29 protein-coding genes are annotated in these 26,103 nt (G+C 48.4%); 17 read left to right on the top strand and 12 right to left on the bottom strand.

The window, feature by feature from the left end; translation table 11 throughout:
* The first annotated feature begins 19 nt into the window (after positions 1–19).
* Complete coding sequence (dhaL, locus tag G3I67_RS13865; RefSeq protein ID WP_163656136.1) at positions 20–1,795, top strand: dihydroxyacetone kinase subunit DhaL; 1,776 nt, start codon at positions 20–22, stop codon at positions 1,793–1,795.
* 20 nt (positions 1,796–1,815) lie between these two features.
* Complete coding sequence (rpiB, locus tag G3I67_RS13860; RefSeq protein WP_163656135.1) at positions 1,816–2,265, top strand: ribose 5-phosphate isomerase B; 450 nt, start codon at positions 1,816–1,818, stop codon at positions 2,263–2,265.
* A 29-nt stretch (positions 2,266–2,294) separates the two neighbouring features.
* Here the strand turns inward: rpiB and G3I67_RS13855 are convergent, their stop codons facing one another.
* Positions 2,295–3,542: an MFS transporter gene (locus G3I67_RS13855; RefSeq protein WP_163656134.1), complete on the bottom strand. Its 1,248-nt coding sequence runs from the start codon at positions 3,540–3,542 to the stop codon at positions 2,295–2,297.
* A gap of 290 nt (positions 3,543–3,832) precedes the next feature.
* Here G3I67_RS13855 and G3I67_RS13850 point away from each other — a divergent pair, with 290 nt between their 5' ends.
* From G3I67_RS13850 to G3I67_RS13840, 3 genes are read left to right on the top strand one after another with little or no spacing between them, the layout of a single operon-like run.
* Positions 3,833–4,678 carry a TorF family putative porin gene (locus tag G3I67_RS13850; protein ID WP_163656133.1) on the top strand — a complete coding sequence of 282 codons (846 nt, stop codon included), beginning with the start codon at positions 3,833–3,835 and terminating at the stop codon, positions 4,676–4,678.
* Between the two features lie 19 nt (positions 4,679–4,697).
* Positions 4,698–5,036 carry a P-II family nitrogen regulator gene (locus G3I67_RS13845; protein ID WP_163656132.1) on the top strand — a complete coding sequence of 113 codons (339 nt, stop codon included), beginning with the start codon at positions 4,698–4,700 and terminating at the stop codon, positions 5,034–5,036.
* Positions 5,037–5,088: 52 nt separating this feature from the next.
* Entirely contained in the window at positions 5,089–6,450 is a 1,362-nt protein-coding gene (locus G3I67_RS13840; RefSeq protein WP_235931948.1) for an ammonium transporter, read from the top strand.
* A gap of 78 nt (positions 6,451–6,528) precedes the next feature.
* Here G3I67_RS13840 and G3I67_RS13835 read toward each other — a convergent pair whose 3' ends face one another.
* The 3 genes from G3I67_RS13835 to G3I67_RS13825 form a co-directional block, all read right to left on the bottom strand.
* Positions 6,529–7,155 carry an OmpW/AlkL family protein gene (locus tag G3I67_RS13835; RefSeq protein WP_163656130.1) on the bottom strand — a complete coding sequence of 209 codons (627 nt, stop codon included), beginning with the start codon at positions 7,153–7,155 and terminating at the stop codon, positions 6,529–6,531.
* Positions 7,156–7,281: 126 nt separating this feature from the next.
* Positions 7,282–8,430: an MFS transporter gene (locus G3I67_RS13830; protein WP_163656129.1), complete on the bottom strand. Its 1,149-nt coding sequence runs from the start codon at positions 8,428–8,430 to the stop codon at positions 7,282–7,284.
* A 90-nt stretch (positions 8,431–8,520) separates the two neighbouring features.
* Positions 8,521–9,024 (bottom strand): peroxiredoxin, encoded by a 504-nt coding sequence (locus tag G3I67_RS13825; RefSeq protein WP_163656128.1) that lies wholly within the window; start codon positions 9,022–9,024, stop codon positions 8,521–8,523.
* A gap of 111 nt (positions 9,025–9,135) precedes the next feature.
* On the opposite strand from G3I67_RS13825, the gene G3I67_RS13820 reads away from it, so the two are divergent.
* Positions 9,136–10,902: a SulP family inorganic anion transporter gene (locus tag G3I67_RS13820; protein ID WP_163656127.1), complete on the top strand. Its 1,767-nt coding sequence runs from the start codon at positions 9,136–9,138 to the stop codon at positions 10,900–10,902.
* On the opposite strand, the gene G3I67_RS13815 is transcribed toward G3I67_RS13820, so the two are convergent.
* Both G3I67_RS13815 and G3I67_RS13810 read right to left on the bottom strand, forming a co-directional pair.
* Positions 10,899–11,354, bottom strand: a complete 456-nt coding sequence (locus G3I67_RS13815; RefSeq protein ID WP_163656126.1) for a universal stress protein — start codon at positions 11,352–11,354, stop codon at positions 10,899–10,901. The two genes, G3I67_RS13820 and G3I67_RS13815, sit on opposite strands and share 4 nt — an antisense overlap.
* 94 nt (positions 11,355–11,448) lie before the next feature.
* Positions 11,449–11,793, bottom strand: coding sequence for a protein tyrosine phosphatase family protein (locus G3I67_RS13810; protein ID WP_163656125.1), 345 nt, complete (start codon positions 11,791–11,793; stop codon positions 11,449–11,451).
* 121 nt (positions 11,794–11,914) lie between these two features.
* Between G3I67_RS13810 and G3I67_RS13805 the strand changes: the two genes are divergently transcribed.
* A complete protein-coding gene (locus G3I67_RS13805) occupies positions 11,915–13,147 on the top strand; it encodes an MFS transporter (protein WP_163656124.1) in 1,233 nt (410 codons plus the stop codon).
* Position 13,148: 1 nt separating this feature from the next.
* Here G3I67_RS13805 and G3I67_RS13800 read toward each other — a convergent pair whose 3' ends face one another.
* A complete protein-coding gene (locus G3I67_RS13800) occupies positions 13,149–13,946 on the bottom strand; it encodes a substrate-binding domain-containing protein (RefSeq protein WP_163656123.1) in 798 nt (265 codons plus the stop codon).
* A 130-nt stretch (positions 13,947–14,076) separates the two neighbouring features.
* Here G3I67_RS13800 and G3I67_RS13795 point away from each other — a divergent pair, with 130 nt between their 5' ends.
* The 4 genes from G3I67_RS13795 (at position 14,077) to G3I67_RS13780 (ending at position 15,888) form a co-directional block, all read left to right on the top strand.
* Positions 14,077–14,943, top strand: coding sequence for an alpha/beta fold hydrolase (locus G3I67_RS13795; protein WP_163656122.1), 867 nt, complete (start codon positions 14,077–14,079; stop codon positions 14,941–14,943).
* Positions 14,944–14,960: 17 nt separating this feature from the next.
* Positions 14,961–15,179, top strand: coding sequence for a SlyX family protein (locus G3I67_RS13790; protein ID WP_163656121.1), 219 nt, complete (start codon positions 14,961–14,963; stop codon positions 15,177–15,179).
* Positions 15,180–15,200: 21 nt separating this feature from the next.
* Positions 15,201–15,467 (top strand): hypothetical protein, encoded by a 267-nt coding sequence (locus G3I67_RS13785; RefSeq protein ID WP_163656120.1) that lies wholly within the window; start codon positions 15,201–15,203, stop codon positions 15,465–15,467.
* Positions 15,468–15,540: 73 nt separating this feature from the next.
* Positions 15,541–15,888 (top strand): FKBP-type peptidyl-prolyl cis-trans isomerase, encoded by a 348-nt coding sequence (locus G3I67_RS13780; RefSeq protein ID WP_163656119.1) that lies wholly within the window; start codon positions 15,541–15,543, stop codon positions 15,886–15,888.
* Positions 15,889–15,906: 18 nt separating this feature from the next.
* Here G3I67_RS13780 and G3I67_RS13775 read toward each other — a convergent pair whose 3' ends face one another.
* The gene (locus G3I67_RS13775) at positions 15,907–16,425 is read right to left on the bottom strand and encodes a hypothetical protein (RefSeq protein ID WP_163656118.1); all 519 of its coding nucleotides are present in this window, start codon (positions 16,423–16,425) and stop codon (positions 15,907–15,909) included.
* Positions 16,426–16,566: 141 nt separating this feature from the next.
* Positions 16,567–17,805, bottom strand: coding sequence for a lytic murein transglycosylase (locus G3I67_RS13770; RefSeq protein WP_203583675.1), 1,239 nt, complete (start codon positions 17,803–17,805; stop codon positions 16,567–16,569).
* Positions 17,806–18,119: 314 nt separating this feature from the next.
* Between G3I67_RS13770 and G3I67_RS13765 the strand changes: the two genes are divergently transcribed.
* A complete protein-coding gene (locus G3I67_RS13765; RefSeq protein WP_235931940.1) occupies positions 18,120–19,112 on the top strand; it encodes a Bug family tripartite tricarboxylate transporter substrate binding protein in 993 nt (330 codons plus the stop codon).
* Positions 19,113–19,132: 20 nt separating this feature from the next.
* On the top strand, positions 19,133–20,176 hold the full coding sequence (locus G3I67_RS13760) for a uroporphyrinogen decarboxylase/cobalamine-independent methonine synthase family protein (protein ID WP_163656117.1): 1,044 nt from the start codon (positions 19,133–19,135) through the stop codon (positions 20,174–20,176).
* A gap of 45 nt (positions 20,177–20,221) precedes the next feature.
* Here the strand turns inward: G3I67_RS13760 and G3I67_RS13755 are convergent, their stop codons facing one another.
* Genes G3I67_RS13755 through G3I67_RS15190 form a run of 3 tightly spaced genes read right to left on the bottom strand, consistent with a single transcriptional unit; the run spans position 20,222 to position 22,594 of the window.
* Entirely contained in the window at positions 20,222–20,866 is a 645-nt protein-coding gene (locus G3I67_RS13755; RefSeq protein WP_163656116.1) for a MarC family protein, read from the bottom strand.
* Positions 20,867–20,869: 3 nt separating this feature from the next.
* Positions 20,870–22,147 carry an MFS transporter gene (locus tag G3I67_RS13750; RefSeq protein WP_163656115.1) on the bottom strand — a complete coding sequence of 426 codons (1,278 nt, stop codon included), beginning with the start codon at positions 22,145–22,147 and terminating at the stop codon, positions 20,870–20,872.
* Positions 22,148–22,207: 60 nt separating this feature from the next.
* Positions 22,208–22,594, bottom strand: coding sequence for a SirB2 family protein (locus G3I67_RS15190; protein ID WP_163656114.1), 387 nt, complete (start codon positions 22,592–22,594; stop codon positions 22,208–22,210).
* Between the two features lie 144 nt (positions 22,595–22,738).
* Between G3I67_RS15190 and G3I67_RS13740 the strand changes: the two genes are divergently transcribed.
* The 4 genes from G3I67_RS13740 to G3I67_RS13725 all read left to right on the top strand — a co-directional run bounded on the left by G3I67_RS13740 (position 22,739) and on the right by G3I67_RS13725 (position 26,000).
* Positions 22,739–23,791 carry a site-specific integrase gene (locus G3I67_RS13740; protein ID WP_163656113.1) on the top strand — a complete coding sequence of 351 codons (1,053 nt, stop codon included), beginning with the start codon at positions 22,739–22,741 and terminating at the stop codon, positions 23,789–23,791.
* Between the two features lie 204 nt (positions 23,792–23,995).
* Positions 23,996–24,205: a helix-turn-helix domain-containing protein gene (locus tag G3I67_RS15185; RefSeq protein WP_163656112.1), complete on the top strand. Its 210-nt coding sequence runs from the start codon at positions 23,996–23,998 to the stop codon at positions 24,203–24,205.
* Positions 24,202–24,702, top strand: coding sequence for a hypothetical protein (locus G3I67_RS13730; RefSeq protein WP_163656111.1), 501 nt, complete (start codon positions 24,202–24,204; stop codon positions 24,700–24,702). The genes G3I67_RS15185 and G3I67_RS13730 overlap by 4 nt, the downstream gene beginning before the upstream one ends.
* Entirely contained in the window at positions 24,702–26,000 is a 1,299-nt protein-coding gene (locus G3I67_RS13725; protein ID WP_163656110.1) for a phage NrS-1 polymerase family protein, read from the top strand. Before G3I67_RS13730 ends, G3I67_RS13725 begins: the two co-directional genes overlap by 1 nt.
* The last annotated feature ends 103 nt before the right edge of the window (positions 26,001–26,103 follow it).

Below are 26,103 nucleotides of genomic sequence, written 5' to 3'. Positions count from 1 at the left end.
ATCCCGGCACGGAGAAGCCATGTCCATGAATCGCGTCATCAATCATCCCGACCTCGTGGTCGAAGATATGTTGAAAGGGTGGTTGTTAGCCCATCAGGACTCGTTAAGCCCCACAGACAATCCTCGAGTCATTAAGCGCAAATCCTCCCCGCAGCAAGGCAAGGTTGGAATAATCACCGGAGGGGGATCCGGTCATGAACCCGCATTTTTAGGATATGTCGGCGATGGCATGGTGGATGCTGTCGCAATCGGAGAAATTTTTTCCTCCCCAACCGCAAAAAGTTTTCTCGATGCCATGCGGGCAGCGGATGGAGGTGCGGGAGTAGCCTGTCTTTACGGCAACTATGCCGGCGACAATATGAACGTCAAAATGGCCATCGAAATGGCTGCCCGTGAAAACATAACGGTCAAAACCGTCGTTGCCAACGATGATGTACCCTCCGCCCCTAGGGGTGATGAAGCCAAGCGTCGTGGTGTAGCGGGAGAAATCCTGATGTGGAAAGTCGGCGCAGCAAAAGCCGATGCCGGAGGCACTTTGGATGAAGTGATCGCCATTGCGCAGAAGGCAATCAATGCCACGCGCAGCATCGGTATCGGCCTGTCCGCCTGTGTGATTCCGGCGGTTGGCAAAGCGAATTTTTCGATCGAAATTGGCACAATGGAAGTCGGTATCGGACATCACGGCGAGCCAGGCATCAATGTGCAAAAAACCGTCAGCGCCTCCGAAATGGCGCAACAAATGCTGGACGCTCTGCTGCCGGACCTGCCTTTCATCAGCGGAGATCGTGTCGCCGTTCTGATTTCGGGACTTGGCGCTACGCCTTTGATGGAACAATACATCCTTTATGGTGAAGTCGCGCAGCGCTTGCAAAGCAAAGGTTTCAATATCGCTTTCAAATTAGTCGGCAATCTCTTTACGTCCTTGGAAATGATGGGCGTGACTTTGTCGCTCATGAAGCTCGACGATGAACTTCTCGCCTGCCTGAATCATCCGTGCCAAAGCGTTGGCGTCACCATCGGCGGGGCTAAATTGCCTCAGGTCGAATTCAAGACGGTGCAGTCCAGAATAACAACAACAACCGCTGACGAGAAAATAAACAAACAGACCCTTCGCGAATTAAGTGGCCCAACGATTGATTTAAACACTTGCGGAAATATCGTACGGGAAATGATCAAGACCATCGTCGCCAACCGTCAGTATCTGAGTGAAATCGACGGACTGATTGGAGATGGGGATCATGGCATCAACATGGCGAAAGGATTCAACGGCTGTGCAATACGATTGGATGCGATGGGCAACGAAGCGCTACGCTTGCCATCTGCGTTGACACAGTTATCCGAAGCATTGATGGATGACATCGGAGGCTCAATGGGACCTCTGTACGGGAATTTTTTCAATGGATTCGTCGAAGTCCTTTCACCCTACAGACAGATGGATGCCGCACTCTTCGGAGAGGCCTTGTCGCAAGCCGTCAAGCGGGTGCAACAAATGGGTCATGCCACAGTAGGCGATAAGACCTTGATCGATACTCTGGCGCCGGCACTCAGTGCCTACAACGAACAGATTAAAGCGAATGCAACTTTCGAAGATGCCCTGCAAGCCATGTCCCGAGCAGCCGAAAAAGGTAAAGATTCGACTTTCAGCATGCAAGCACGCATCGGCCGGTCCGCTCGACTGGGCGAACGTTCGATCGGCGTTCTCGACGCCGGCGCCACGTCCTGCTTTCTCATCCTGAACGCCATGGCCCAAGGTTTGCTTGAGCACCTCTCGACAACCTCATCGATGAAGAACTAATTTGTCAAGGAAACAAAAACATGAAACTCGCAATCGGCTGCGACGAAGCAGCATATGATCTAAAAGAAACACTCAAAAAGCACATTCAGGATGCCGGACACGAAGTAACCGACTTCGGCACTCATGATGCCAAGCCAGTTCTCTATCCAAATGTTGCTTTCGGTTTGGCCGAACAAGTAGCAGCCGGAAAATTCGAACGCGGATTACTTTTGTGCGGAACCGGAATCGGCATGGCCATTTCGGCCAACAAGGTCCCGGGCATCCGTGCGGCCCAGTGTCACGACACTTATTCAGCCGAGCGAGCCAGTCGAAGCAACGATGCCCAGATCATTACGATTGGCGCACGCGTAGTCGGTCCTGAGTTGGCAAAAGCGATTGTGGACAGCTGGTTGAAAAGTACGTTCGACGGAGGACGCTCACAACCCAAAGTCGACCTGATCAACGCTTACCAACCTAAAGCTTGCTGCTGAAATATCCGCAGATGACGCACCGCCCCGAATTAAATGGCGGTGCAATAAGTTACTCCCTTGCGCGGCAAAGTAAGTGAAATTGCCGCCGCCATAAACAGCAATCCACCCGAAAGCCCGAATGCGATCCAATGGGTACCAAAAGTCTCATAGCCCCAACCGCCTAGCCATGAACTGATCATCGCCCCGATCTGATGTCCCAGATAAGCCCATCCATAAAGAAAACCAACCAGTCTAATGCCGTAAATGTCAGCAAGTATCGCGGAAGACATCGCGATGCTCCCGGCCCAGACCAGTCCACCGATCGCCGCCGCGCCATAGAGCTCAAAATGGGTACCGACAATCAGCAAGGCGAAAAAACCAAGTCCACGGACAAAGTAAATAAAAGCCAAAATTTTGCGACGCTCAATCTTGTCGGCAATTCGCCCCAATACTAACGTCCCAAAAATGGCAACCACGCCGATCAGTCCGATACCGACGGAGCTGGTCGTCGCATCGAAACCATGATCCATTAGCATCGGCATACCGTGCGTTCCCAGTAAATTCATGCTGAAACCACAAGCAAACAATCCCAGACAAATTTTCCAGAAAGGAACAGTCCTGATCGCATCCGCAAATGAGAGTGTGGACAAAGGAATTGAAGGTTTGGATACCGCAACTGACTTTTGATCAGGTAATAAATCGGTTCCCTCTGGCGCATTCTCCCTGATCACAAAGATGGCAACCGGCACTGTCATCAACACAAACAAAGCGGCAAACCACAGCATTGTGGCCTGCCAGCCGATGGCTTGTATTGCCCAAGTCAAAATCGGTGTCACTACAGCGATACCCGCCATTGATCCAGTAGACAGAAAAAAAAGCGCCATCCCGCGCTGCCTCGTGAACCATCGACTAATCACCGGAGTCACTGCCACAGGACTCGTAAATGCCAGTCCAGTCGACATCAGTACGCCAAAAGCAAGGAAAAAGCTCAACGGCGTTCTTGCATTCACTGTCCATATCACCGAAACCGCAACGATGAATGTTCCAAGCAACAAAACGAATCTGGTTCCGAACTTTGCGACCAGATAACCCGCAAGCGGCATTCCGATGCCATAACAAAGCATCCCGATCGCGATAATTCCCGAAAGAAGGCTTCTACTAAACCCCAAATCCTCCAGCATCGGTAAAAAGAAGGGGCCGATCCCCAAGCGCATCCCAACGGTCATCAGCGTCAAAAGCGAAGCTGCCGCCACAATATTCCAACCAAAATACCAATTACCAGTCTGCCGCCGAACCATTCAATATCCCCACTTTGGTCTGCAAAAACACCCCTGCGGGTGTCATTGTTTATCTATTTATATAACCATAGATTACTACGCGCTACTTTAAGACGCAGATTTTGCATAATTGATCCCATCTTTCCGACATCTCATTCGCCCCCTGAAGGTGCAGCGCATGCACTAAAAATGTGCAATAAAAAATTATCGCGCTTAAAACAACAGAACCACGCGACCCAAATCCCTTGAGCCAAAACTGGCACGGATTTTGCTTGAAGTCATCATGCGAAACCACCGATCAAGGATGAGAAATGAAATCATTACGACACTCCCTACTCGCGATATCCCTTTTAGGAACGTCCATAACAGCCATATCGCCATTGACTTCGGTCTTCGCCGAGGAATCCCCTGCCAATTCGAATGCAACAGCTGAGCCGGGACCACTCACGGCGAATATCACCCTCACCAACGACTATCGGTATCGCGGCATTTCACAATCAAACTTTCTGCCTGCGATTCAAGGCGGGTTCGATTATGCCCATTCGAGCGGTTTTTATATCGGCAACTGGAACTCTTCGATTAACTGGATATCCGATGCGGCATCACTTGGAGCTAAAAGCGCTTCCGCACCGATCGAAATGGATTTTTATGCTGGCTACAAGCACGACTGGTCAACAGGTTTTATCGCCGATATCGGTGTATTGCAGTATTACTACCCGACGTCGGGTTCTACGGGCTTTATTCAAAATCCGAATACCACTGAGTTGTATCTTGCCCAGAACTTCACATTCAATGCGATCACAGGGTATTTAAAGTTTTCTTACGCAGTCACACCTATTTTCGGCACGCCCAACAGCTCAGGATCCAACTACACGGATCTGACGGTTAACTACGACACCGGGGTCTGGGGGCTTTCGCTCAATGCGCACGCTGGCTATCAATACGTTGCCGGCAACCTTGTCGACTCAAGCGCTTCGAACAATTCGATCTTCTCTTATGCCGACTGGAAGCTCGGGATCACCAAGGATTTTGGCTATGGCTTGACCGGTTCAATGGCCTATGTTGGTACGAACGCGAAGAACTACGCATACGTCAATCCCAAAGGAACAAACCTGGGACGCGACGGTTTCCTGATTTCGCTTACTAAAACTTTCTAATCACTGCGCGAGAACCATTATGAAGCTCATCACCGCAATCATTAAAAACTTCAAACTCGATGAAGTACGCGCCGCACTTTCAGATGTGGGCGTATCAGGAATTACGGTCACGGAAGTCAAAGGCTTCGGTCGACAAAAGGGTCACACGGAACTTTATCGAGGTGCCGAGTATGTAGTGGACTTCCTGCCAAAACTGAAAATCGAAACTGCTGTCAGCGATGAAATTCTCGAACGAGCCGTTGATGCAATTCAATCTGCCGCTCATACGGGAAAAATCGGGGACGGCAAAATTTTTGTTTCAGATCTCGAACAGGTTATCCGTATCCGGACCGGTGAAACCGGCCCTTCCGCCATTTAATTAAGGATCAGTCATGTCTATTTTGCTTAAACGAATCCTGTCCTTGCTATTCATGGCGATGACAATCTGCGTCAGCAACGTCGCAATGGCTGCGCAAGCACCCGAACCCAACAAAGGCGATACTACCTGGATGTTGATATCAACCGCGCTTGTATTGTTGATGACGCTGCCGGGACTGTCTCTTTTTTATGGCGGTCTCACTCGCAGTAAAAACATTCTGTCAGTCATGATGCAATGTATTGTGATTTTTTCACTCATCACAATTTTATGGGTGACCTATGGATACAGTCTCGCATTTACCGAAGGTAGCGCATTTATAGGAAAATTCGATCGACTGTTTCTCTTGGGCATGACGCCCGACACACATGCGGCGACATTCAGCAAGGGCGTTGTGATCCCGGAATATGTTTTCGTTATGTTCCAGGCGGCCTTTGCAACCATCACATGCTGTCTAATTGTCGGTGCCTTTGCAGAACGCGCGAAGTTCTCGGCCGTATTATGTTTCATGGTGCTCTGGTTCACCTTCTGCTACTTGCCAATTGCCCATATGGTCTGGTTTTGGCCTGGCCCGGATGAGGTCAAAGATGCGGATTCACTTGCTGCGATGACCGCCAAGGCAGGCTGGCTATTCCAGAAAGGTGTGCTTGACTTCGCAGGCGGTACAGTCGTTCATATTAATGCCGCCGTAGCCGGACTCGTAGGATCGTTTGTCATCGGAAAGCGTCTGGGATACGGAAAAGAACCCTTAAAACCCCACAATCTGGTACACGTCATGACTGGTGCCGCATTGCTCTGGTTTGGCTGGTTCGGTTTCAATGCAGGTTCGGCACTTGAAGCAAACGGAACCGCTGCACTGGCATTCGTCAACACATTCATCGCTGCCGCTGCCGGTGTCCTAAGCTGGACGTTCGTCGAATGGATGAGCAAAAACAAACCCTCTGGACTGGGTGCGGCATCAGGATGCGTGGCGGGTCTTGTTGCAATTACACCTGCTGCCGGCTTTGTCGGTCCGATGGGTAGCATAGCGATCGGTTTGTTAGCCGGCATCTGCGGCCTGTGGGGGGTCACAAGCCTCAAGCGCATGCTCGGTTCAGACGACTCGCTCGATGTGTTTGGCATTCACGGCGTCGCTGGCATACTTGGTGCAATCCTGACCGGCGTATTTGCTTCACCAGCGCTAGGAGGTTCAGGTATTTTCGACTATGTCGCGAATGCAGCCGCTACTGAATACTCTATTCTCGATCAAGTCTGGTTGCAGTGTCAGGGCGTGCTAACCACCGTTGTCTGGTCAGGCATTGTGTCTTACATTCTTTTCAAACTTATCGATATGGTGATTGGCCTGCGTGTGCCGGAAGACCAAGAGCGTGAGGGTCTAGATATAACTTCACACGGCGAATCTGCGTATGAAGTCTGATACTGTCTAATAAGTCTTATATTGACGCCCGACGTGAAAAAGCCCGTTCGAAATTTTCGGCGGGCTTTTTCAGTTCTATTAGAACCTGTAAGAGACGCCAAGTCCGACAGATAGAGGATTCAAGTTCAATGTTCCTGCCTTGTCTCCACCAACATAGACGTTTGTCGCCATCTGAATGTATTTCAGATCAACGTTGACTCCCCAGTTCTTATCTATCATGTAATCAAAACCAAGCTGACCCACAACGCCAACGCTGGAATTGCTGACACTGGCGGCACCACCCAGAATATTGTCGCGCTTGTAAAACAAGGTGTAGTTGACACCGACTCCCACATAGGGCTTGAAAGCACCCAAATCGGTAAAGTGGTATTGAAGCATCAGCGACGGTGGCAATGCGGAAATGGTGCCCGCCTTGCTGCCTCCAACATTGACATTGATATCCTGAGGGTAAGTCAGTACCAACTCGGTCGCAATATTCTTGGTAAAGAAGTATGTAAGATCAATCTCGGGAATCCACAAATTCTGCGCCGTCACCTTGGTGTCACCACCTAAAGGCAAACCACCGCCTTGTCCATTTTCCCATCCAAGATACACGGCGCGGGCGCGTACCATAAACGGTCCGGGATCGGCAGCTTGTGCCTGAACATTAGCGACGGACAACATTCCGACGGACATTAACGCGGCTGCGAGCACTTTCTTACACATATTGATTCCTCTTTGTTAGTGTGTAAGAAAATCGTAAGTCTAAGAATGATGAATCGACTTGATATAACTCAAGTCCTTAGGCGGTAGAGCTTGAGGTAAATCAACTGAATGAAAATGAAATACAAATCAGGTCGACGGCTCGGGAACTTTTCCCTTTCTAGTCATCACGATTAACAAAATCAGTGCGCACACGGTGCTAAATACATAAAGCATTTCTGCTCCTGCAAACCGCATTAAAGCACCAGCGATGATAGGACCCAGACATGCGCCGATTCCATAGGCCATCAAGAATACAGCGGCAAGACTCACGCGATGCTCTGATGCCATTCCATCATTTGCCAATCCGGATGCCAACGCATACAACGTAAACTGAAACACTCCAAGCCCTGCAGCCAACAGTAACAAGAACCAGAATGGCCAGGTCATCCACCCCCACATTGAAGTTGTTAAGAGAATCAGAACCGATGCGTTGATCCTGACAATGTTTCTACGGTTGAATCGATCAGCAAGCCATCCCATCGGCCATTGCGAGACCAAACCCGCTATTACGGATGTCGCGGTAAAAATGGCAACCTGCGCAGTCGTCAGATTTTGCTTGACAGCATAAACAGCGGATAAACCATAGAAAGAGCCACTTATACATCCGGCGAGAAATACCGTCAGTAAGGCATGCGGCACCATTTTCCAAAAATATTCAAAATCCAGTGGAGCTGGCATGGGAGCCGCAGGGTGCGTCTGTCTGGTCAGCACAATCGGAAACAAGCTAAGCGCCTGACAAATCGCGACAAATACAAGGGGCCTTAAGTCGAGTGATGGATACAAAGTAATTGCCAGTTGTCCCAACGCGGTCCCTGTTCCCGACATGATCAGATAGACAGACATCACACGGCCTCGACGGTTGTTTTCAGCCTGCTCATTCAGCCAACTCTCGATCACCACATATTGCGTGACGAGAGAGAGGCCAGCCACTGCGCGTAAGATCAACCAGACCCAGTGGGAGTCGAGCAACATCTGCGCCAAAACCATGCATATCGACAATACCGCTGCAGCTGCAAACGCTCGAATGTGGCCGACTCGAATGATCAGCCTATGACTGACTCGCGCGCCCAACACCAAACCAAGATAATAGGCAGCGATCAGTGCGCCGATCCAAACTTCACTCACACCATCGGCGGAAAGCCGAAGCGCCATATACGTATTGAACAGCCCTGTTGACACTAGGATCAACAGGGTCGATAAATACAGGGCGGGAAAATTGGCGATCGTTGAAATCATGCTAAAGAGCGGCGAATCAAACAGAGTCTAGAAGTAACACATCCCGCCCCTACTATCCATTGATCCGCCGCACAGGATGAAAGTGTTAAATCAGATCGCCTTGAGCATCGATGCTGCGTCGCTTACCTCGTACTTGCCGGGACCTTCGACGTGAAGAACTTTGACCACGCCGTCGACAATGTAAGCAGCATAACGCTGCGACCTGATTCCCATGCCTCTGGCATCAAGGTCTAGTTGCAAACCCAATGCCTTGGTCCAGTGGGCAGAACCGTCAGCCATCATGCGGACTTTATTACCAACCTTTTGGTCACGTCCCCAAGCACCCATCACAAAAGCGTCATTGACTGCAACGCACCATATTTCATCCACGCCTTTTGCCTTAAGTGCGTCATAATGCTCCACGTAGCTGGGAACATGCTTAGCCGAACAAGTCGGGGTAAACGCGCCAGGCAATGCAAACATCAGTATCTTTTTACCCTTTACCAAATCTGCAACCTGAAAGGCATTCGGACCTAAACTGCAACCGGCGGTTTCTGTCTCGATGAATTCTGTAAGCGTGCCATCAGGCACACGATCGCCAACTTTAATTGTCATGGTTTTCTCCAGGAGTATCACGGGCAGCGATGGCTGCCGCACTTGAATCCTTCCACTCGACTATCATAAGCGAGATAAGATTCATTCGCATCTACATTTTGAACAATATTTATGCAAAGCACTGAGTCCTTTTTGAACAGAATTTTCGGCTCATGGATCGGAATCATCAACCGAGAAACACTTCGGGCTGATTCGATCGCTGCTCTTCTAGGAGCAGTCCTGGTTCTGCCTCAAGCCATCGCGTTCGCAACGCTGGCGGGTTTGCCTGCCGAATACGGTTTATACACGGCCATTATTCCCTGCGCAGTTGCAGCCTTATTTGGTTCAAGCAGGCATGTCATGTCAGGGCCAACCAACGCCAATTCCCTTGCACTGTATGCCATGCTGATTCCAATGGCGGCAGCCGGTTCGGGTCGCTTTATCGAATTGGCTTTAACGGTGACCATTCTGGTGGGTCTGATTCAGTTAACTGTTGCATTGTTACGGCTTGGAACCCTGGCAAATTTTATTTCCCCCTCAGCACTCATGGGATTTACCAGCGGAGCCGCTTTATTGATCGCCCTTTACGCACTAAAAGACGCACTCGGTTTGGTGATGCCTGATGTTCACGGCAGCATTCCGACACTGGTGTATATCAGTCAACATCTCTCTGATACGCAATCCGGCCCGCTGCTGGTCGCTAGTGTGACACTTGTTTGCGCGCTGCTATTTAAAAAATTAAACCGCAAGCTTCCTTTCATGTTGATTGGAATCATTGCGGGTACGGTTTGCGCCTATTTCATCAATAATTCCACATCGAGTCTTGGCATACCTAAAGTTCCACAAGTAGGTGCGATACCAGCCCCATGGCCCGAATTCCACTTGCCAACCATTCCCTGGTCTGAAGCGGCTGATCTACTGGGTATCGCGGTTGCATTAAGCATCATTGCTCTGGGTCAATCCATTTCGATAGCAAAAGCCGTGGCGGCAAAATCCGGGCAACACATTGATCCGAATCGTGAATTTTTGGGTCAAGGCCTATCCAACCTGACCGGCGGTTTTTTCTCTTGCTATCTGTCATGCGGCTCGCTGAACCGCTCATTGCCGAATTTTGAATCGGGCGCAAAGACGCCGCTAGCTGCGGTCTTCAGCGCGATATTTCTCATGATTCTTGTTGCCATCAGTGCGCCGGTTTTATCTCAAATACCCATGGCGGGAATATCTGGCCTACTTTTGTTAGTGGCCTGGTCGTTGCTTGACGTTCCAAGATGGATTCGTCTCATCAAGTCGCATCGACGAGAGTTCGGCATCAGCGCGATCACCATGCTGGCGACCATTCTGCTCCGGCTAGAAATGGCAATTCTGCTTGGAACATTGCTTTCGCTACTTTCATATCTGCATCGCACATCGAAACCGGCAATGCGGATCATGGGTTTTTTGACACGACAACCCGATCGGCCGCTTGAACCACTGACAGTCACGCAGCAAAAACAAATACCGCAGTGCCCTCAAATACTCATGCTTAGAATGGAGGGATCCATTTATTTCGGTGCGACCCAGCATGTATCCCAAACATTGTTGAAACTGCGTGAACAGGGAAACGCCCCCACGCACCTGCTGGTCATGGCTCGGAGTATGAACTTTATCGACCTTTCGGGAGCCGAACTGTGGGAGCAAGAATTACAGGCAAGACGCGCAGCGGGGGGCGATTTATACTTTCATCGCCCTCGCCCCGAGGTGATGGAAATGTGGCAACGCACCGGATTTCTTGATCGACTCGGTCATGATCACATCTTCCAAACAAAGGAAGATGCGATCAAGGGCATTTTTGATCGACTGGATCGTGCGATATGCAAAACCTGTCAAGTACGCATCTTCAAAGAGTGCGCAGAGATCTAATCCTTGACTCGATAAACCAGCACGGGCGTATGTGTCAGCGACAACACTTTAGTTGTCACACTGCCCAGCAGCACGCGCGACAATCCACTTCTACCGTGGCTACCGATAAAAATCATGTCGCAATGCTTGTCCTTGGCCGCCTGAACAATTCCCTCGGCCACGTTAAAGTTGGAAACAGCGTGTGAGCTTGCCTTGACTCCTGCAGTCGTTGCGCGATCAACGATCATTTGCAGGTATTTCTGAGCTTGCTCAGCCGTTGCTTTGTCATAATCCTCATCGCTGATGGCATAGGCCGCAGCCATACCGTCAAAACCGATTGTCGACGCAAACGGCTGAGTAACATACAAGGCCACAATTTCTGCACCAGTTGTTCTTGCAAACGAAATTCCGGCATTAGCCGATTGAGCCGACAGAGCAGAACCATCGGTTGGAATTAGAATTTTATTAAACATTTTTTAACCCCTATAAAGCACTGTACCGCAATGCGATCATCCTAGTACAAATATGGTTCGCACAGAACCTCTTGTGCGCCCCAATTGATTCAAATCAATTTGTTCCCGTCGCAGCACGATACAGAACCGTGCATCGGGTTCCCGTTCGGCAATAGGCCAAGATCGGGGTGGGTAACGTCTTGAGCAACTCGGCAAAACGTTCGACATCGGCAGGCGTCATTCCGCCACTGACTACCGGCTGGTAAACAACCTGCAATCCTGCAGCGCGCGCAGCGGCAGCAACGGTCTCTGCGGTCGGTTGGTCAGCCCCGCCTTCAAAATCAGGGCGATTGATAATGACACTTTTGTACCCGGCGGCCGCAACAGCGGCCATATCCTCTGATCCAAGCTGGGGAGCAACGGCAAAGTTATTATTCAATGGATTTATCGGGGTCGACACTTCAAGCTCCAGAAATTTTGATCAAACTCCAGTATACGCATCGAAATCCCCTAAAAACCACATTAATTTGAGGGGTTGTACGGCATCATTGGAATCAAAGCATTGGGATAGGGGATGAGTAGTGTTTGAAAAAGTTGGGCAACGCAAGGTTTTTCACGGTTGGTGGATGGTTTGGGGCTGCATGCTTGTCGCTATCGTAGCTTGGTCGTTCGCACTTTACGGTCCAAGTGTCTACGTACCTACACTGAGCAAAATCCATGGTTGGTCAGTTGGTACAGTCTCTTCTGCCTTGACGCTTTCGTTTCTGGTCAATGCAACCGTGCTGAGTTTTGTCGGAAGCACGATTCAGAGAATTGGACCGACTCCGGTCATGCTGACCGGTTCAGCGATCATGGCAACCGGACTGGCCAGCATGGGGCGGGTCAACGAGATTTGGCAAGTGTATGTCGCCTTCGCTTTGATGGGGCTGGGATGGTCATGCGTATCGACAACCGCAATCACCTCTTCGCTCGCACCCTGGTTCGAACGTCATCAGGGTCGTGCCGTCTCGACAGCGTTACTTGGGGCAAGCATTGGCGGCATGGTCGGGGTTCCGGTGCTTCTTGCCCTTATTCATGCATTCGGCTTTGCACATGCAATGATGGTTGTAGCCATATTAATGGTCACCATCGTCTGGAGCATCGGCTTATTAGTCATGAGACATCGTCCCCAGGACATGGGGCTTGAACCGGATGGACTTACCCCACGATCTGACGATGCTTCACACAAAGCGCATACATGGACTCGCAGGCAAGCGCTTGGAACAATTAAGCTCCAAACAGTCATGCTGGCTTTCGGTTTGGCATTGATGGTTCAAATCGGATTTCTGACCCATCAGGTCTCACTCCTGTTGCCAAAAATAGGCGAATCATCCACTGCGCTTTGTGTTACGGCGTCAGCGATGTTCGCATTCGGAGGTCGGATATTACTGGCCAAGTTTTCAGATCGATTCGATGTGCGCCTAATTGCATTAGGGGTTTTGATTCAAGCCGCAATTTCATTGTCCGTAAGCTACTTTTTTTTAGATCACGCATGGGGACTGATCGCCGGCGTGCTTTTGTACGGAATGACTGCAGGCAACATTACGACCTTGCCCCCGTTGATCGTACGGCGTGAATTCGGTTCCGCCTCCTTCGGTGTCGTCTTCGGTCTTTGTGCGACCCTTATGCAGATCATGTCCGCGATGGGGCCGGGATTTTTCGGCATACTCTACGACCTGGACAACAACTATGCCTTACCTTTGGTGCTATCCATCTTGATTAATCTGATCGCGGCAGTGATCATCATTTCGGGGCGGACCAAGTCGGCAAGCTGAATCACCAGGGCATTTTCTGCATCAATGGATGCATGCCTGTTTTGCGAATGATTGGCGCAGCCTCTTCAGAAGCAAAAAATCCGATTAGCTCCTGTGCAATTTGTCTTTTTTGAGTTTGTTTGACGATACCTGCAGAAAATGGGATTGTCTGTTGCACCTGCGGGGGCAACTCGCCAATGAAATCCACACCCTCTATCGAAAACAATTCACTCAACTGCTGAAAACCAAGTTCGGCATCTCCTCGCGCCACGACCGTAGCAACCCGCTCACTGTAAATTTTTCGGGCCGTATCTTTCAACTGATCAGCGATGCCAAGCTTGGGAAAGACTTCCGCAGACAAATAGGTTCCGCTCGCGCTTGCCGAATATGCAATCGACTTTGCTTGCAGAAGGGTGTTTCTAAGCGCATCCACAGTACTAATATCAGGTTTGGGAGCCCCTTTGCGAACAACAGCACCAATTGTCGAGTTAGCCAGATCGACGCGCGTACCATCCAGAACAACCCCCTGATCGATAAAGATTGCAAGTGCCGGCCCCGCCAGAATCAACACATCAAAAGCTTCACCCCGGCCAAGTCTTGTGGGAATCGAGTCAGGCGCGGAACCCATTGATGCGCCAAAAAACATATTTACCTGATGACCGGTCTTTTGCTCAAAGATCGGAACGAGCTGCTTGAATGCCACCGAAAAAGCGCCTGATGTAATGACATTAATTTGCTCCGCCCCCACGTTGCAAATCATGCCAATCATGACAGCAATCGCAACCATCAGGCTACGAAGCAATGACAATAAATCAAACATTAAAGTTCTCCGAATGATTCAATACGACAAGCAAGTTGACTTTGCCTCGATATAGAAGGCACTATTTCAGGCACAATTGTGAGATAACTCAGTAAAAAAAGACAACAAATTAATTCGGGAGACCAAAGTTATGCCATTAGCGAAAACCAACGACAATTACAATCTTTACTATGAGCAGGCCGGTACCGGCACCCCCATAGTATTTGTACACGAGTTTGCCGGGGATTGGCGTGCCTGGGAACCGCAGATGCGCCACTTTTCCCGCCGGCATCGCTGCATAACATATTCGGCGCGAGGCTATCCTCCTTCGGACATTCCTCGTGAAGCATCATCCTACTCCCAAGCCCAGGCCGTTCAAGATATCATTTCCGTTATGGATGCAGCCAAAATCGAAAAGGCCCATATTGTCGGCTTGTCGATGGGAGGATTTGCCACCATTCATTTTGGAATGACTGCACCCGACCGTGCGCTGTCGCTAACGGTAGCCGGCGCCGGCTACGCTGCCGCAAAAGATACCCAGGAACATTATCGCGCCTTGTCACGGGCAACTGCAGAGCAGTTTGATCGCATAGGCGCAAAAGAGCTTGCTAAAACCTATGCGCTGGGTTCCACGCGGGTTCAACTTCAAAATAAAGACCCCCGCGGCTGGCAAGAGTTTGCAACACGCTTGGGAGAACACGACTCGTTGGGATCTGCCAACACCATGCGCGGCGTTCAGGCATCCCGTCCTTCGATTTATGATTTCGAAGAGCAACTCAAAGTGATGAAAGTGCCTACACTCGTGATCAACGGGGATGAAGACGATCAATGCATCGCTCCCGGCATCTTTCTGAAAAAAGTACTGCCTGCCTGTGGTCTACTGATGCTACCCAAGACTGGCCACACGATCAATCTTGAGGAGCCGGACTATTTCAATCTATTTCTGGCTGATTTTATTGCGACCGTTGAAGCCGGTCGCTGGGTTGATCGAGACCCAAGATCATTGGCCGGACACTAACATCAAAAGCTGATCCAATGAATCAAGACTCGCAAACGGAAAAAAGGCTAACAGAGCTCGAAATCAAACTCGGGCTAGCGGATGATTTACTGGATCAGCTAAACCAAGCAGTATTTCGGCAGCAGCGACAAATCGAAGCATTGTCTCGTGAAATCATCGCATTAAGACAATTTATACCCGAGGAACGGAGCACACAACAACCTAGCTTGCGAGATGAACTACCGCCACATTATTAGCCTGAACCGGAGGTCGAAACCATGCTTTTAAGAATTACCTTTCTAGTCTTGATTCTGACAGGATCCGGCAATGCAATGGCCAATGCCTCGAACTGCTATTCGATACAAAATAACGACCGCAAGAACTTTTGCCTTGCGAATGCAAAAAATCAGAAATCATATTGCTACTCGATTCACGAGGCCGACACTAAAAACTTTTGCCTGGCAAAAGTGGGGCAACAAAAGAGTTCCTGTTACAGCATCCGTTCAAGCGACGTGAAGAACCAGTGCCTGGCTCTGTTTAAATAATTTTTAAGATTCGATCTGAACTACACTGGCAGCTTAATAACCATCTCCTATTAACAATATCAGGATCAGTACAGTGAGCGAATTGCAAAAAATCGATACAACCGTCGGTAACGGCCAGGAAGCCACTCCCGGTAAATACGTCTCTGTCCATTACACAGGTTGGCTTTTTGACCCGTCAGCAGCCGACAACAAAGGCAGCAAATTCGACAGCTCCAAAGATCGCGGACAGTTATTCGACTTTCCTCTTGGCGCAGGCCACGTAATACGTGGTTGGGATGAAGGCGTCGCCGGCATGAAAATCGGTGGCGTAAGAACGCTCGTTATACCGCCCGAGATGGGTTACGGCGCTCGTGGCGCCGGTGGCGTCATTCCACCCAATGCCACGTTGATTTTTGAAGTTGAACTTCACGACATTCATTAATACAGCTCAATCAAGCGACTACTGCAACGCCTGCGAATCATACGTTTTGAAAGTCAGCGTAGATTCCGGGCTTGCGCCGTCAAATACGACATAGGATAAGGTTAAGCCTTCATTTGGCCGAACCTCAAGCAAAATATGCTGTCCGGCAGCATACTCAGCCTCTTGGCCCCTGTAAACGCTGTCGCTAAGACAAAGCACCGGATGTTGGGCATGTTCGGGCTTCAGCAATTCAAACGTTCTAGTGCCTCCCCCGATCAATTGTCCTGACTGATCGAAAATAGCCTTTTTAAATAGACAGAATTTCGTACCGATCTCTATCTGATCAGGAAATGCCATTCTTTCGCGAACAGCGCCTCGTTCATTCAATGTATTGATCGTCTCGATTGTCTCAAGCTTGTCATTCAGTCTTTCGCAATTGTTGCCTTCCTGTCGCTCATCGTCTAAGGTCAACCCGAAAGGCGACTGCAACGTCAAATAGGTTTCACCCTTCGCACTGGTTTCATTCAATAGATAACGCTTCAACCACATTTCACCCATGCTGTTCTCGTCCCTCCCTTTTACCGGCTGATAACTCAGCTTATAAATCCGGGACGATTTTAGAAAGTCCATATAGAGTTCTGCGAATTTAATCTTCATCGTAAATGTGTATGTTCTTATCCGTATGCTTTGATCCAATCATTACTGTCCCGTCGATTTGGAACCGGCAGTCCTCAAGGCTCTTAACACGCGTTGACCCGCGCGACCATCGACAGGCAGTCCAACGGATGTCTGAAATTCACTAATCGCGGTTCGCGTTTTGGCGCCTATCAATCCATCAACATCGCCGATATCGAATCCCCTATCGACCAGACGTTGTTGAATCTCTCGGCGCTCTGCACGACTCGTTCCCGCATCATCAGTTGGCCATGCCGTAGTGAAAGTCGACCCACCTTGAATTCGGTCTGACAAATGCGCAATGGACAATGCATAAGATTCCGCCGCGTTATAACTGTAGATCGCATTAAAATTGCGAAATACGAGAAAAGCTGGTCCCTTAGCACCGGACGGCAAGATCAAGGCGGCTTGTGCTGAATCGGGCATCTGCTTCTTCATGACCGAATTCACGGGCTCAATGCGCTTTATTCCAAGGCTCTTCCATTGCGCCAAACTCTGTTTGGTCGTGCGACCGGAAGGACCATTATAGTTTTCCGGCAATTTAACCTCGTATCCCCACGGCTCGCCCTCAGCCCAACCGGCTCTGTGCAGATAGTTAGCAGTCGAACCAAGTGCGTCAGGCACCGACTGCACAATATCCCTGCGTCCGTCCCCGTCGAAATCAACCGCTAACCGTTGATAAGTTGATGGCATGAACTGGGTTTGTCCGAATGCGCCTGCCCAGGACCCAACTAAAAACTCTTGCGCAATATCGCCCGATTGAAGAATCTTCAAAGTGGCCATCAACTCCCCACGAAAGAATGTCTGGCGTTTATTTGCGCAAACAAGCGTAGCTAGCGATCGAATCAATTCACGCTTGCCTTGAATGCGCCCAAAGTTCGACTCCACGCCCCAGACAGCAACGATCACATTCTTATCGACACCATATTGTTGTTCTGCCTGATCCAAAATCTTGGACCATTGCTTCATCATTGCCCGACCATCAGCAACGCGCTCATCATCGACCAAGCCAGCCACATAATCCCAGATCGGGATTCTGAACTCGGGTTGATAATCAAATGATTTCAATACTTCCGGATCCGGCTCGATCCCCTTGAAGGCTTTGTCGAATGTGTTCTGGGAAATGCCTTGATTCATTGCAGTTTGGCGCAACCCATTGACACACGAATCGAAGGATTGCGCCATGGCTTGCGACGCAAAAATACCTGACATCAGTAAAGAGGCAACCACACTTTTAAATCGGATTTGAAAACAATACATCATTAATCTCTTCGTTAGAAATAGCTGCTTGATTCTGATACCAGCATGATCAAAAGAACTCTCATCACCGCAAAACAAACACTTTTAGACACTTTTTACCCATCTTATGAGTGTGAATAAACGTTACCAGATTTAGTGCTTTATAAATTGACCATGCAAACCCAGATCGTTGTTTAGACCGTTCGATCCCAGCAATTTATGAAATTTTCTTCAAAAACCTAGGGTTATTGATATACATCTCGATCAAATCCAAAAGCTAAACTCAGCGTCACAACTAAATAAACACATTAATTTGCCATTTATTTGGAGACAAACGCATGAATCGGCCAAGCCTTGTAAATCAAATCAAAAAAATGGGCCTTTGGGCTCTTGCCCTTTGTAGCGCCATGACATCTTTGGGCGCTCAAGCTCAAGATTATCCGAACAGACCTATTCGATTTGTCGTTCCCTACTCTGCCGGCACGACTACCGATGTCATTGCCCGAATTTATGCACAAAAGCTCAGCGAAGAACTCGGGCAGTCAGTCGTTGTGGACAATAAAGCCGGAGCGGGCGGCAATATTGCCGCCGAGACAGTCGCCCGTGCGGCACCGGATGGTTACACACTTACATTTTCCACTAGTGCTACGCATGCAACCAATCCGGCGCTTTATTCCAAAGTCCCATTTGATCCAATTAAAGACTTTACTCACATCACGCTGATGGTATCGGCACCGAATATGCTGGTCATCAATCCTAAAGTGCCAGCCAACAATATGGCCGAGCTCATCGCCTATGCCAAAGCCAACCCCGGTAAATTGACCTATATTTCTGCCGGCTCTGGCACATCGCCTCACATGGCGGGCGAACTTCTTAAAACAATGGCGGACATCGACATTCAACATGTGCCATATAAAAACATTACCCAAGGATTAACCGATCTGTTGTCCGGCGAAGTCACCATGACGTTCTATCATGTGCCCGTTATTTATCCACACGTTAAGTCAGGTCAGCTTAAAGCCATGGGTGTGGCGACAGCCGAACGCAATCCGATTGCACCTGAGGTTCCGCCGATCGGCGATACAGTGAAAGGCTATGAACTCAGACCTTGGTGGGGATTATCCGGACCTGCTGGCATGCCAAAAGATGTTGTCGACAAACTTTACAAAGCGACAACAAAAATCATGACTGATCCCGATGTTCAAAAGAGATTCACCGAACTTGGCATGATCATTACTCCCATGCCGACTCAGGAATTCAATGAATTCACAGTGACTGAACTAGCGAAATGGGGCAAGATTGTTCGCGACTCCGGTGCAAAAGCCAATTAATGTTGATCTAAAAACGTGTCATGACCATCAAATCCGGAACCCGTATCCTGCCAACCACGGTGGTTGGCAGTTACCCCCAACCCGACTGGCTTGTAGATCGGGAAATGTTATCCAAAGGCGTGCCTAGGACACGCCTGCATTCGCTCTGGCGGGTTTCGAACGAATACCTGCAACAAGCCCAAGACGACGCAACGATTCTTGCCATTCGCGACATGGAACGTGCAGGCATCGACATCATCACCGATGGTGAAATTCGCAGAGAAAGTTATTCCAATCTTTTTGCAAACTCGCTTGAAGGTATTGATGACAAACAGCCTGCAATTGTTATTTCGAAAGCAGGCATCGAAACGCCCATTCCTCGCGTGGTCGGGAAGATTGTCAGAACACATGCAGTTGAAGTCAGGGACTTGCAATTTCTGAAGGCCAATACTGACTTGCCTTGCAAAATCACCTTGCCGGGCCCGTTTACGCTTGGCAAACAAGCCAAGGACGAATACTACCGTGACGATGAGGAAATGGTCATGGACTTTGCCGCCGCGGTCAACGAAGAAGCACTTGCCCTGCAAGCTGCAGGGGCAGATATCATTCAATTCGATGAGCCTTGGCTTAGACAGGATCCAGAGGCGGCCAACCGCTATGCGGTTAAAGCCATCAACCGAGCATTGCAAGGATTAACCATTCCTACAGCAGTGCATTTATGCTTTGGTTACGCGGCTGTGGTGAAAGGTCAAAAGCCAACCGGATACTCATTTTTATCCGGCTTGAGCGATTCGATCGCACAGCAAATCTCGATAGAAGCAGCGCAACCAAAGCTTGATCTTGGTGTACTGAGTGATCTATCGGGAAAAAAAATCATGTTGGGCGTGCTTGACCTTAGTTCCCATAGCATTGAAGATCCGGGTCTTGTTGCCGACCGAATTCGCTCAGGCTTGAAATACGTCCGTGCCGAAAACCTGATCCCGGCGCCCGACTGCGGCATGAAATATCTTCCGAGGCACGTAGCCTTCGGCAAGCTTCAAGCACTTGCTCAAGGCGCGCAGATTGTCAGGAACGAATTGGGTTAACTCTACGGGCTTCGCTTAGCTGCCTTTCACAAGAACGGATATTGATCATTGCGGCAATCCAAAACTGATTTTGATTGCAATCACAATTCCTGTGACCGCAAGGCTAGTCAAAATCAGTCCGAACACTCGACCAATTGTTTCGATTCCGGTATGCCCGATATATTTTTTAATGTATCCGGCAAGTGAAAATGATATGAAATGCAGGCTCAGGCAAAGAATCAACAGCACCGTTGTTTGAGCTTGCTCGGCAACAGTTCTCGTATCGTTATTGGTTAACATCACAACAGTCAGAATCGATCCGGACCCGGCAATGACCGGCATGGCTAGCGGATAGGCCGCACGCTGAACAAGAGACCGTCCATCCGCGCTGTTGTCGGTTGGCTCAACTAGTTTTCCTTTGATCATGGCCATGCCAAGCGTGAATAAAATGATCGATCCAGCCAACTGAAACGAGGCCATCGGAATCTTGAGCGTAGAGAGGAATATCTGGCCAAAGACGATGAAGAACAACAAGATAAAAAAAGCAATGCAAAGACTATAGAACCCGACGCGCAAAGCTTCTTTTCTCTCCAAACCTTGAGTGACCGCCATAAATACAGGAACAGTCGCGATGGGATCCAACACGACGACTAAAGTAGAAAATTCATACAACAGATCGCTCGGAAATGTCAGGCCCATTGGATTGCTCATTGATTATCGTACGGGTTTGATCGCCTTCGTACAGTACACAAGGATTGCGCTAAATACAATGCTAGCAGCGAGAAAATCCAGGCCTCCCGACAGACTTCCGGTCATATCCTTGATCCAGCCAACTATAAATGGGCTAACGAAACCGGAAAGGTTGCCAATCGAATTCACCATTGCGATTCCTGCTGCCGCGGCCGTTCCCGTCAGATAAGCGGTGGGAAGTGTCCATGACAATGAAATGGATGAAAGAACACCAGCCGTTGCGATCGTAATTCCGATCAATGCTATTGTCAGGTCAGTCGCATACACTCCGCTAAGCCAAAATCCGGTTCCACCGATCACTGAAGAAATGATTAGATGCCAATGTCGTTCTCCGGTGCGATCCGAACTTTTACCGACCAGTACCATTGCAACCGCAGCGACAAAATAAGGGATGGCCGACAAGAACCCATTATGCAAAACATTCGTCACACCCGCATTTTTAATGATGTTGGGCAGCCAGAAACCCACACCATACAACCCCATCACCATAAAGAAGTAAATACCGCTGAACAACAACACACGCAAGTCGGTGAAGATTTTTGCAACCGGGAGATGAACCTTCTCCTTGACGTCCGCATCGATACGAGCCTGCAAGAAGGTTTTTTCTTCACTTGTTAACCACTTGGACTTGGCAATCGAATCGTCCAAGTAGAAAAAAGTGATGACGCCCAGCACAACCGATGGCAATCCTTCCAGCAGAAATAGCCACTGCCATCCGGCGATACCATATTGGCCGGAAAAAGTATCCAGGATCCAACCGGATAAAGGTCCGCCAATGACACCGGAAAAGGCAACGGCGGTCATGAATAATGCAACGATTCGACCGCGACGATCCTGAGGATACCAATAGGTCAAATACAAAATAATTCCAGGAAAAAAGCCCGCCTCGGCAACACCGAGCATGAAGCGCAGGACGTAATAGGTCACCTCGCTACTGACAAACATCATGCATGAGGAAAGCACACCCCAGGTCACCATGATTCTGGCGATCCAGACTCTTGGTCCAATTTTTTCAAGCAGAATGTTGCTAGGCACTTCAAAAATGAAATATCCAATAAAAAATATTCCAGCACCCAAGCCATAGACTGTTTCGCTAAATTTCAAGTCGGATAGCATTTGAAGTTTGGCGAAACCGACGTTGACTCGATCCAGATAGGCTGCGAGATAGCAAATAAATAAAAACGGAATAAGTCTTAATGTCACCTTTTTGTAGGCTTCATCTGCCGACGCAGTGTGAATCATGGTAAACCTCTAAAGCATTCAATCAGATAGGAAGATAGGGGCGATTATAGGTTTGCCCAATTAAAAAATATTGACGTCGTGCTTCCGTGCAATTGTGTAGATCGCAATAAACACTGCTAACGCGCAAAAGTAGGCAATCGATCTGACCAATTTTGTTCGGCCTCGCTTTAATGCAATGGAGCCAAGGACGATGTAACAAATCAAAAGAATCAGCTTTGCACTGACCCATGGAGTGGTGATCGGATTTATTTTCAAAGCGATCAACAGCAATATCGCCGCTATCAGCAAAAGGGAATCTATCAAATACGTGAAGTATTTGATAGCCGGCCTCATCCCGTTTGACGACCCGGTGATCATCATTAAGCCGCGAACCGCAAATAAAAAAAAGCTGAATTGAACCAAAAAGATATGCGTGGCTTTAATCTGTAAGTAATGTTCAATAAGCATATGAATTTGGTGGGCGGTACAAGGTTCGAACTTGTGACTTCCACCGTGTGAAGGCCAGTCTATTGTTGAATAACTGCATGATTTTAAACAACTAATCACTAAAAAACTATCGCTCGACCCACTCCTGACCCACAGGAGTTATAAATGGCGCAAATACGCAAGCGCGGCGAGAAGTGGCAAGCAAGAGTTCGACTCAAAGGATACCCAACGACCGAAAAATCATTCTCCACAAAAATAGATGCCGAGTCTTGGGCAAAAATTACCGAAGCGGAAATGATACGCGGTCTTTACATCAACCGATCAAACGCTGAACGCACCACACTTTTAGAAGCGCTAAAACGCTATGAAGTGGAAATCACACCAACAAAACGCGGTGTCGCCACAGAGGTATACAGGATAAATGCTTGGAAAAAATCAAAGCTCGCCAAATTAAGTTTGGCTTCATTACGCGGAAGTGATTTTGCCAACTGGCGAGATGAGCGTCTAAAGCAAGTCGCCGCAGGAACAGTAAAACGCGAGCTCGGAACGGTATGCCATCTATTCAATATCGCGAGAAAGGAATGGGGGTACGAAGGCCTAATAAACCCCATTGAATCAATACGACTACCAAGGGAACCTAACGGTAGAGAACGTATTTTCTTTCCACAGGAGGAAGGCTACTTATTAGCTGCGCTTGAAAAGCCAAAATCAAGCACTGGTAGAGAAAGATCAGGACGAATCAATCCATGGCTAAAGCCGATTGTGTTACTTGCACTAGAAACGGCCATGAGACGAGGAGAGATTTTATCTTTGCGCTGGGAAAATATTCGCTTAGCTGATCAAGTAGCTTTGCTACCTATGACAAAAAATGGGCTATCAAGGAATGTACCTTTAAGCAAAAAGGCTGTCGAAATCTTAAATTCGATACCTAGGTGTTTGTATGGTCCGGTATTTCCGATCACAGCGAACTGCCTAAAGCTTGGATTTGTTCGATCCATAAAACGGGCGAGAGCCAAATATGTCGAAAACGGGGGAACAGATGTTCGAGTACTGACGAATCTAAGATTTCACGATCTCAGACATATCGCTATCACGCGGCTTGCGGACAAACTACCCAACATCGTTGAACTCGCATCAGTTAGTGGTCACTCAGATGTACGTATGTTGAAACGGTACTATCACCCAACAGCAGAGTCATTGGCGAAAAAATTAGGCTAAGAGCATTGAATTATGATTTACCAGTTGCTACAATAATACCCAGTGTTGCTAACGTCATTCAGGTAGTCGTGGTGTAAATCGAACTAGTTACATCAATAAGCCCTGACCCTAACCGACCCACACAAGAAACACCAGCTGCATTGGCTGGCATGTAACTTGTCCGGTCGGTTTATTTATTAGTACCGGACTTTATGGAAAAATCATATGGCTCCGGACATCAAAAGCAACACTCTACTTTCCCCTATCGACGCTGCTCGATTACTAAATATTCACCCAGTCACACTACGAAAAACCAGAATTAACGGCACTATTCCCTTGCCTTTCGTTCGCATTGGTAGGTCGATACGCTATCGCGAAGAGGACATCCTCAGCTTCATTCGTGCAAACACGCATACTGGAGAGCTGTCGAGATGAATTCAATCTTCCTTGCACCTAACTTCAATTCAATACCCACCGATCTAAAGAAGCATTATTGGGGCGTATGGAAAGCGGAGCCTCGCGAAGGGAAACCGGACAAGTTCAACAAAGCGCCTAGATGTCCGACAACAGGCAGAAAGATCGGAGCTAATCAACCTGAAAAATTCGGAACGTTTGATGAAGCAAAAACTGCATATGAATCGGGCTCTTACACTGGTGTCGGTGTATTACTTAATGGAACCGGCATTGTTGGCGTGGATATTGACGACTATGCGGATGTTTTTACTCTAAGGCCTGAAGTAAAGCTTTGGGTACAAGAGGCAATAAAGCAAGGTGTTTATTGCGAAAAGTCTCCAAGCGGTAAAGGTCTTAGGCTGTTCATGATAGGTAAATTACCTGCGAACGGTAGAAAATCTGCAGGTCTTGAGATCTATGACAACAGACGTTTTTTAACAGTCACAGGTCATGTCGTTCTTTCTGATGAGGTGGCTTAATGAATGGTCAACTCATCCAAGGGCAAGAGCTTATAAATCAATTCGTGGACTTCCTACCGACAACGAATCAGGCACCTGTTAATACCCCAATATTATTAAATATTCAACCACGAACAGGCCCACTCGACAAAAAGGACATTTCCGCACACATCAAAAATAAACTGCCTGAGTTGTTCACCGACATTCCCATGTTAATGGGTGAAAAATGGCGTGATTTATACAACGGAGACATTTCAGCATACGACAACGATGATTCACGAGCTGATATTGCACTGGCAGGATATTTAGCACGGCGGGGGTTGAATCCAGATGAAATAGATCAGGTCATGCGAACGTCCCCCCGGTATCGACCTAAATGGGAAGAATCCCGGGAACATTCAAACTGGTTGCATGAAACAATCGCTAAAGTTTTTAATCAAACGGATAAATTAGAAGTGAAAATTCATAACACTTTTAATAATCCGAATCGACCTGAAATTGAATATGACATAGAGCAATACAAACCCACCTATTTTGCTGGCGGTATGCCGCCGCGCACCTTTGCAGGACCAACAATTCACGGAAGCTTGAAGCTATATCCATTACGAGCTCTTACAGCTGTTGTTGCGTTAGGTGCCGTTGGTAAAACATCCTTACTGATCGGACATGCTTGCCATATCGCAGCTGGTAAGCCTTGGAATAATCAACCGATAGTACAAAGAAAGGTCATCTACTTCTCAGTGGAAGAAACAAAGGAGGAGCTCACACGAAAATTCAGTGCTATCACTCAAAACTGGTCTGATGAAGAGCGACAACGTGTCTCTGAAAACTTACTTTTAGTCCCACTGCTTGGACAAGATGCAAGGCTAGTTACTAATGAGCGTGGTAGTTACCAAGGCTCCGGAATGGCCGAAAGGATGATCGGCATTGCTCGCGAATTTGACCTTAAAGACGGCGTGATCATTCTGGATCATATGCAAGGCTTTGCCAGCGGCGACTTGAACTCATCAGAAACTGCAACAGCAATCTGTCGAGAAGCAAACAAAATTGCTGAAAAAACAGGGGCAGCAGTTGTCTTTGCCGCACATATCAGTAAGGCAAACATTAAGGCTACCAGCATAGAGCAAGGATTTGCAGTTGGATCATTAGCGTTTGAAAACGCCCTACGGCAGATGGTTGGGATAATTACGATGAGTGAGGAAGATGCTAAAAAATACGGAATAACACAAGATCATCGTCAATACTCAAGGCTCGAAGTACCAAAAAACAGCTATGGTCCCAGCGACGGCGGGATTTTGTCATCGGCAACTGTAAATTGATACAGGTCGGCAGGTGAAAATTGATACACCTCGACAAAGGGATAATCGTCGTTTTTTGAGCGGCGATGGTTTCATACGAGGAATACATGCAAATCAAGATCAT

This window comes from Sheuella amnicola (assembly GCF_010499255.1).
In the GTDB taxonomy this organism is placed as follows: domain Bacteria; phylum Pseudomonadota; class Gammaproteobacteria; order Burkholderiales; family Burkholderiaceae_B; genus Zwartia; species Zwartia amnicola.
Note: the sequence above shows the minus strand (reverse complement) of the source record. Positions and strands in the feature narration are given on the sequence as shown.

What these genes read in the sequence shown, in the direction of transcription:
- dhaL (WP_163656136.1), top strand. Translation starts at nt 20, where the DNA reads ATGTCCATGAATCGCGTCATCAATCATCCCGACCTCGTGGTCGAAGAT.
- rpiB (WP_163656135.1), top strand. Translation starts at nt 1,816, where the DNA reads ATGAAACTCGCAATCGGCTGCGACGAAGCAGCATATGATCTAAAAGAA.
- G3I67_RS13855 (WP_163656134.1), bottom strand. Translation starts at nt 3,542, where the DNA reads ATGGTTCGGCGGCAGACTGGTAATTGGTATTTTGGTTGGAATATTGTG.
- G3I67_RS13850 (WP_163656133.1), top strand. Translation starts at nt 3,833, where the DNA reads ATGAAATCATTACGACACTCCCTACTCGCGATATCCCTTTTAGGAACG.
- G3I67_RS13845 (WP_163656132.1), top strand. Translation starts at nt 4,698, where the DNA reads ATGAAGCTCATCACCGCAATCATTAAAAACTTCAAACTCGATGAAGTA.
- G3I67_RS13840 (WP_235931948.1), top strand. Translation starts at nt 5,089, where the DNA reads ATGGCGATGACAATCTGCGTCAGCAACGTCGCAATGGCTGCGCAAGCA.
- G3I67_RS13835 (WP_163656130.1), bottom strand. Translation starts at nt 7,155, where the DNA reads ATGTGTAAGAAAGTGCTCGCAGCCGCGTTAATGTCCGTCGGAATGTTG.
- G3I67_RS13830 (WP_163656129.1), bottom strand. Translation starts at nt 8,430, where the DNA reads ATGATTTCAACGATCGCCAATTTTCCCGCCCTGTATTTATCGACCCTG.
- G3I67_RS13825 (WP_163656128.1), bottom strand. Translation starts at nt 9,024, where the DNA reads ATGACAATTAAAGTTGGCGATCGTGTGCCTGATGGCACGCTTACAGAA.
- G3I67_RS13820 (WP_163656127.1), top strand. Translation starts at nt 9,136, where the DNA reads ATGCAAAGCACTGAGTCCTTTTTGAACAGAATTTTCGGCTCATGGATC.
- G3I67_RS13815 (WP_163656126.1), bottom strand. Translation starts at nt 11,354, where the DNA reads ATGTTTAATAAAATTCTAATTCCAACCGATGGTTCTGCTCTGTCGGCT.
- G3I67_RS13800 (WP_163656123.1), bottom strand. Translation starts at nt 13,946, where the DNA reads ATGTTTGATTTATTGTCATTGCTTCGTAGCCTGATGGTTGCGATTGCT.
- G3I67_RS13795 (WP_163656122.1), top strand. Translation starts at nt 14,077, where the DNA reads ATGCCATTAGCGAAAACCAACGACAATTACAATCTTTACTATGAGCAG.
- G3I67_RS13790 (WP_163656121.1), top strand. Translation starts at nt 14,961, where the DNA reads ATGAATCAAGACTCGCAAACGGAAAAAAGGCTAACAGAGCTCGAAATC.
- G3I67_RS13785 (WP_163656120.1), top strand. Translation starts at nt 15,201, where the DNA reads ATGCTTTTAAGAATTACCTTTCTAGTCTTGATTCTGACAGGATCCGGC.
- G3I67_RS13775 (WP_163656118.1), bottom strand. Translation starts at nt 16,425, where the DNA reads ATGGGTGAAATGTGGTTGAAGCGTTATCTATTGAATGAAACCAGTGCG.
- G3I67_RS13770 (WP_203583675.1), bottom strand. Translation starts at nt 17,805, where the DNA reads ATGATGTATTGTTTTCAAATCCGATTTAAAAGTGTGGTTGCCTCTTTA.
- G3I67_RS13765 (WP_235931940.1), top strand. Translation starts at nt 18,120, where the DNA reads ATGAATCGGCCAAGCCTTGTAAATCAAATCAAAAAAATGGGCCTTTGG.
- G3I67_RS13760 (WP_163656117.1), top strand. Translation starts at nt 19,133, where the DNA reads ATGACCATCAAATCCGGAACCCGTATCCTGCCAACCACGGTGGTTGGC.
- G3I67_RS13755 (WP_163656116.1), bottom strand. Translation starts at nt 20,866, where the DNA reads ATGAGCAATCCAATGGGCCTGACATTTCCGAGCGATCTGTTGTATGAA.
- G3I67_RS13750 (WP_163656115.1), bottom strand. Translation starts at nt 22,147, where the DNA reads ATGATTCACACTGCGTCGGCAGATGAAGCCTACAAAAAGGTGACATTA.
- G3I67_RS15190 (WP_163656114.1), bottom strand. Translation starts at nt 22,594, where the DNA reads ATGCTTATTGAACATTACTTACAGATTAAAGCCACGCATATCTTTTTG.
- G3I67_RS13740 (WP_163656113.1), top strand. Translation starts at nt 22,739, where the DNA reads ATGGCGCAAATACGCAAGCGCGGCGAGAAGTGGCAAGCAAGAGTTCGA.
- G3I67_RS15185 (WP_163656112.1), top strand. Translation starts at nt 23,996, where the DNA reads ATGGCTCCGGACATCAAAAGCAACACTCTACTTTCCCCTATCGACGCT.
- G3I67_RS13730 (WP_163656111.1), top strand. Translation starts at nt 24,202, where the DNA reads ATGAATTCAATCTTCCTTGCACCTAACTTCAATTCAATACCCACCGAT.
- G3I67_RS13725 (WP_163656110.1), top strand. Translation starts at nt 24,702, where the DNA reads ATGAATGGTCAACTCATCCAAGGGCAAGAGCTTATAAATCAATTCGTG.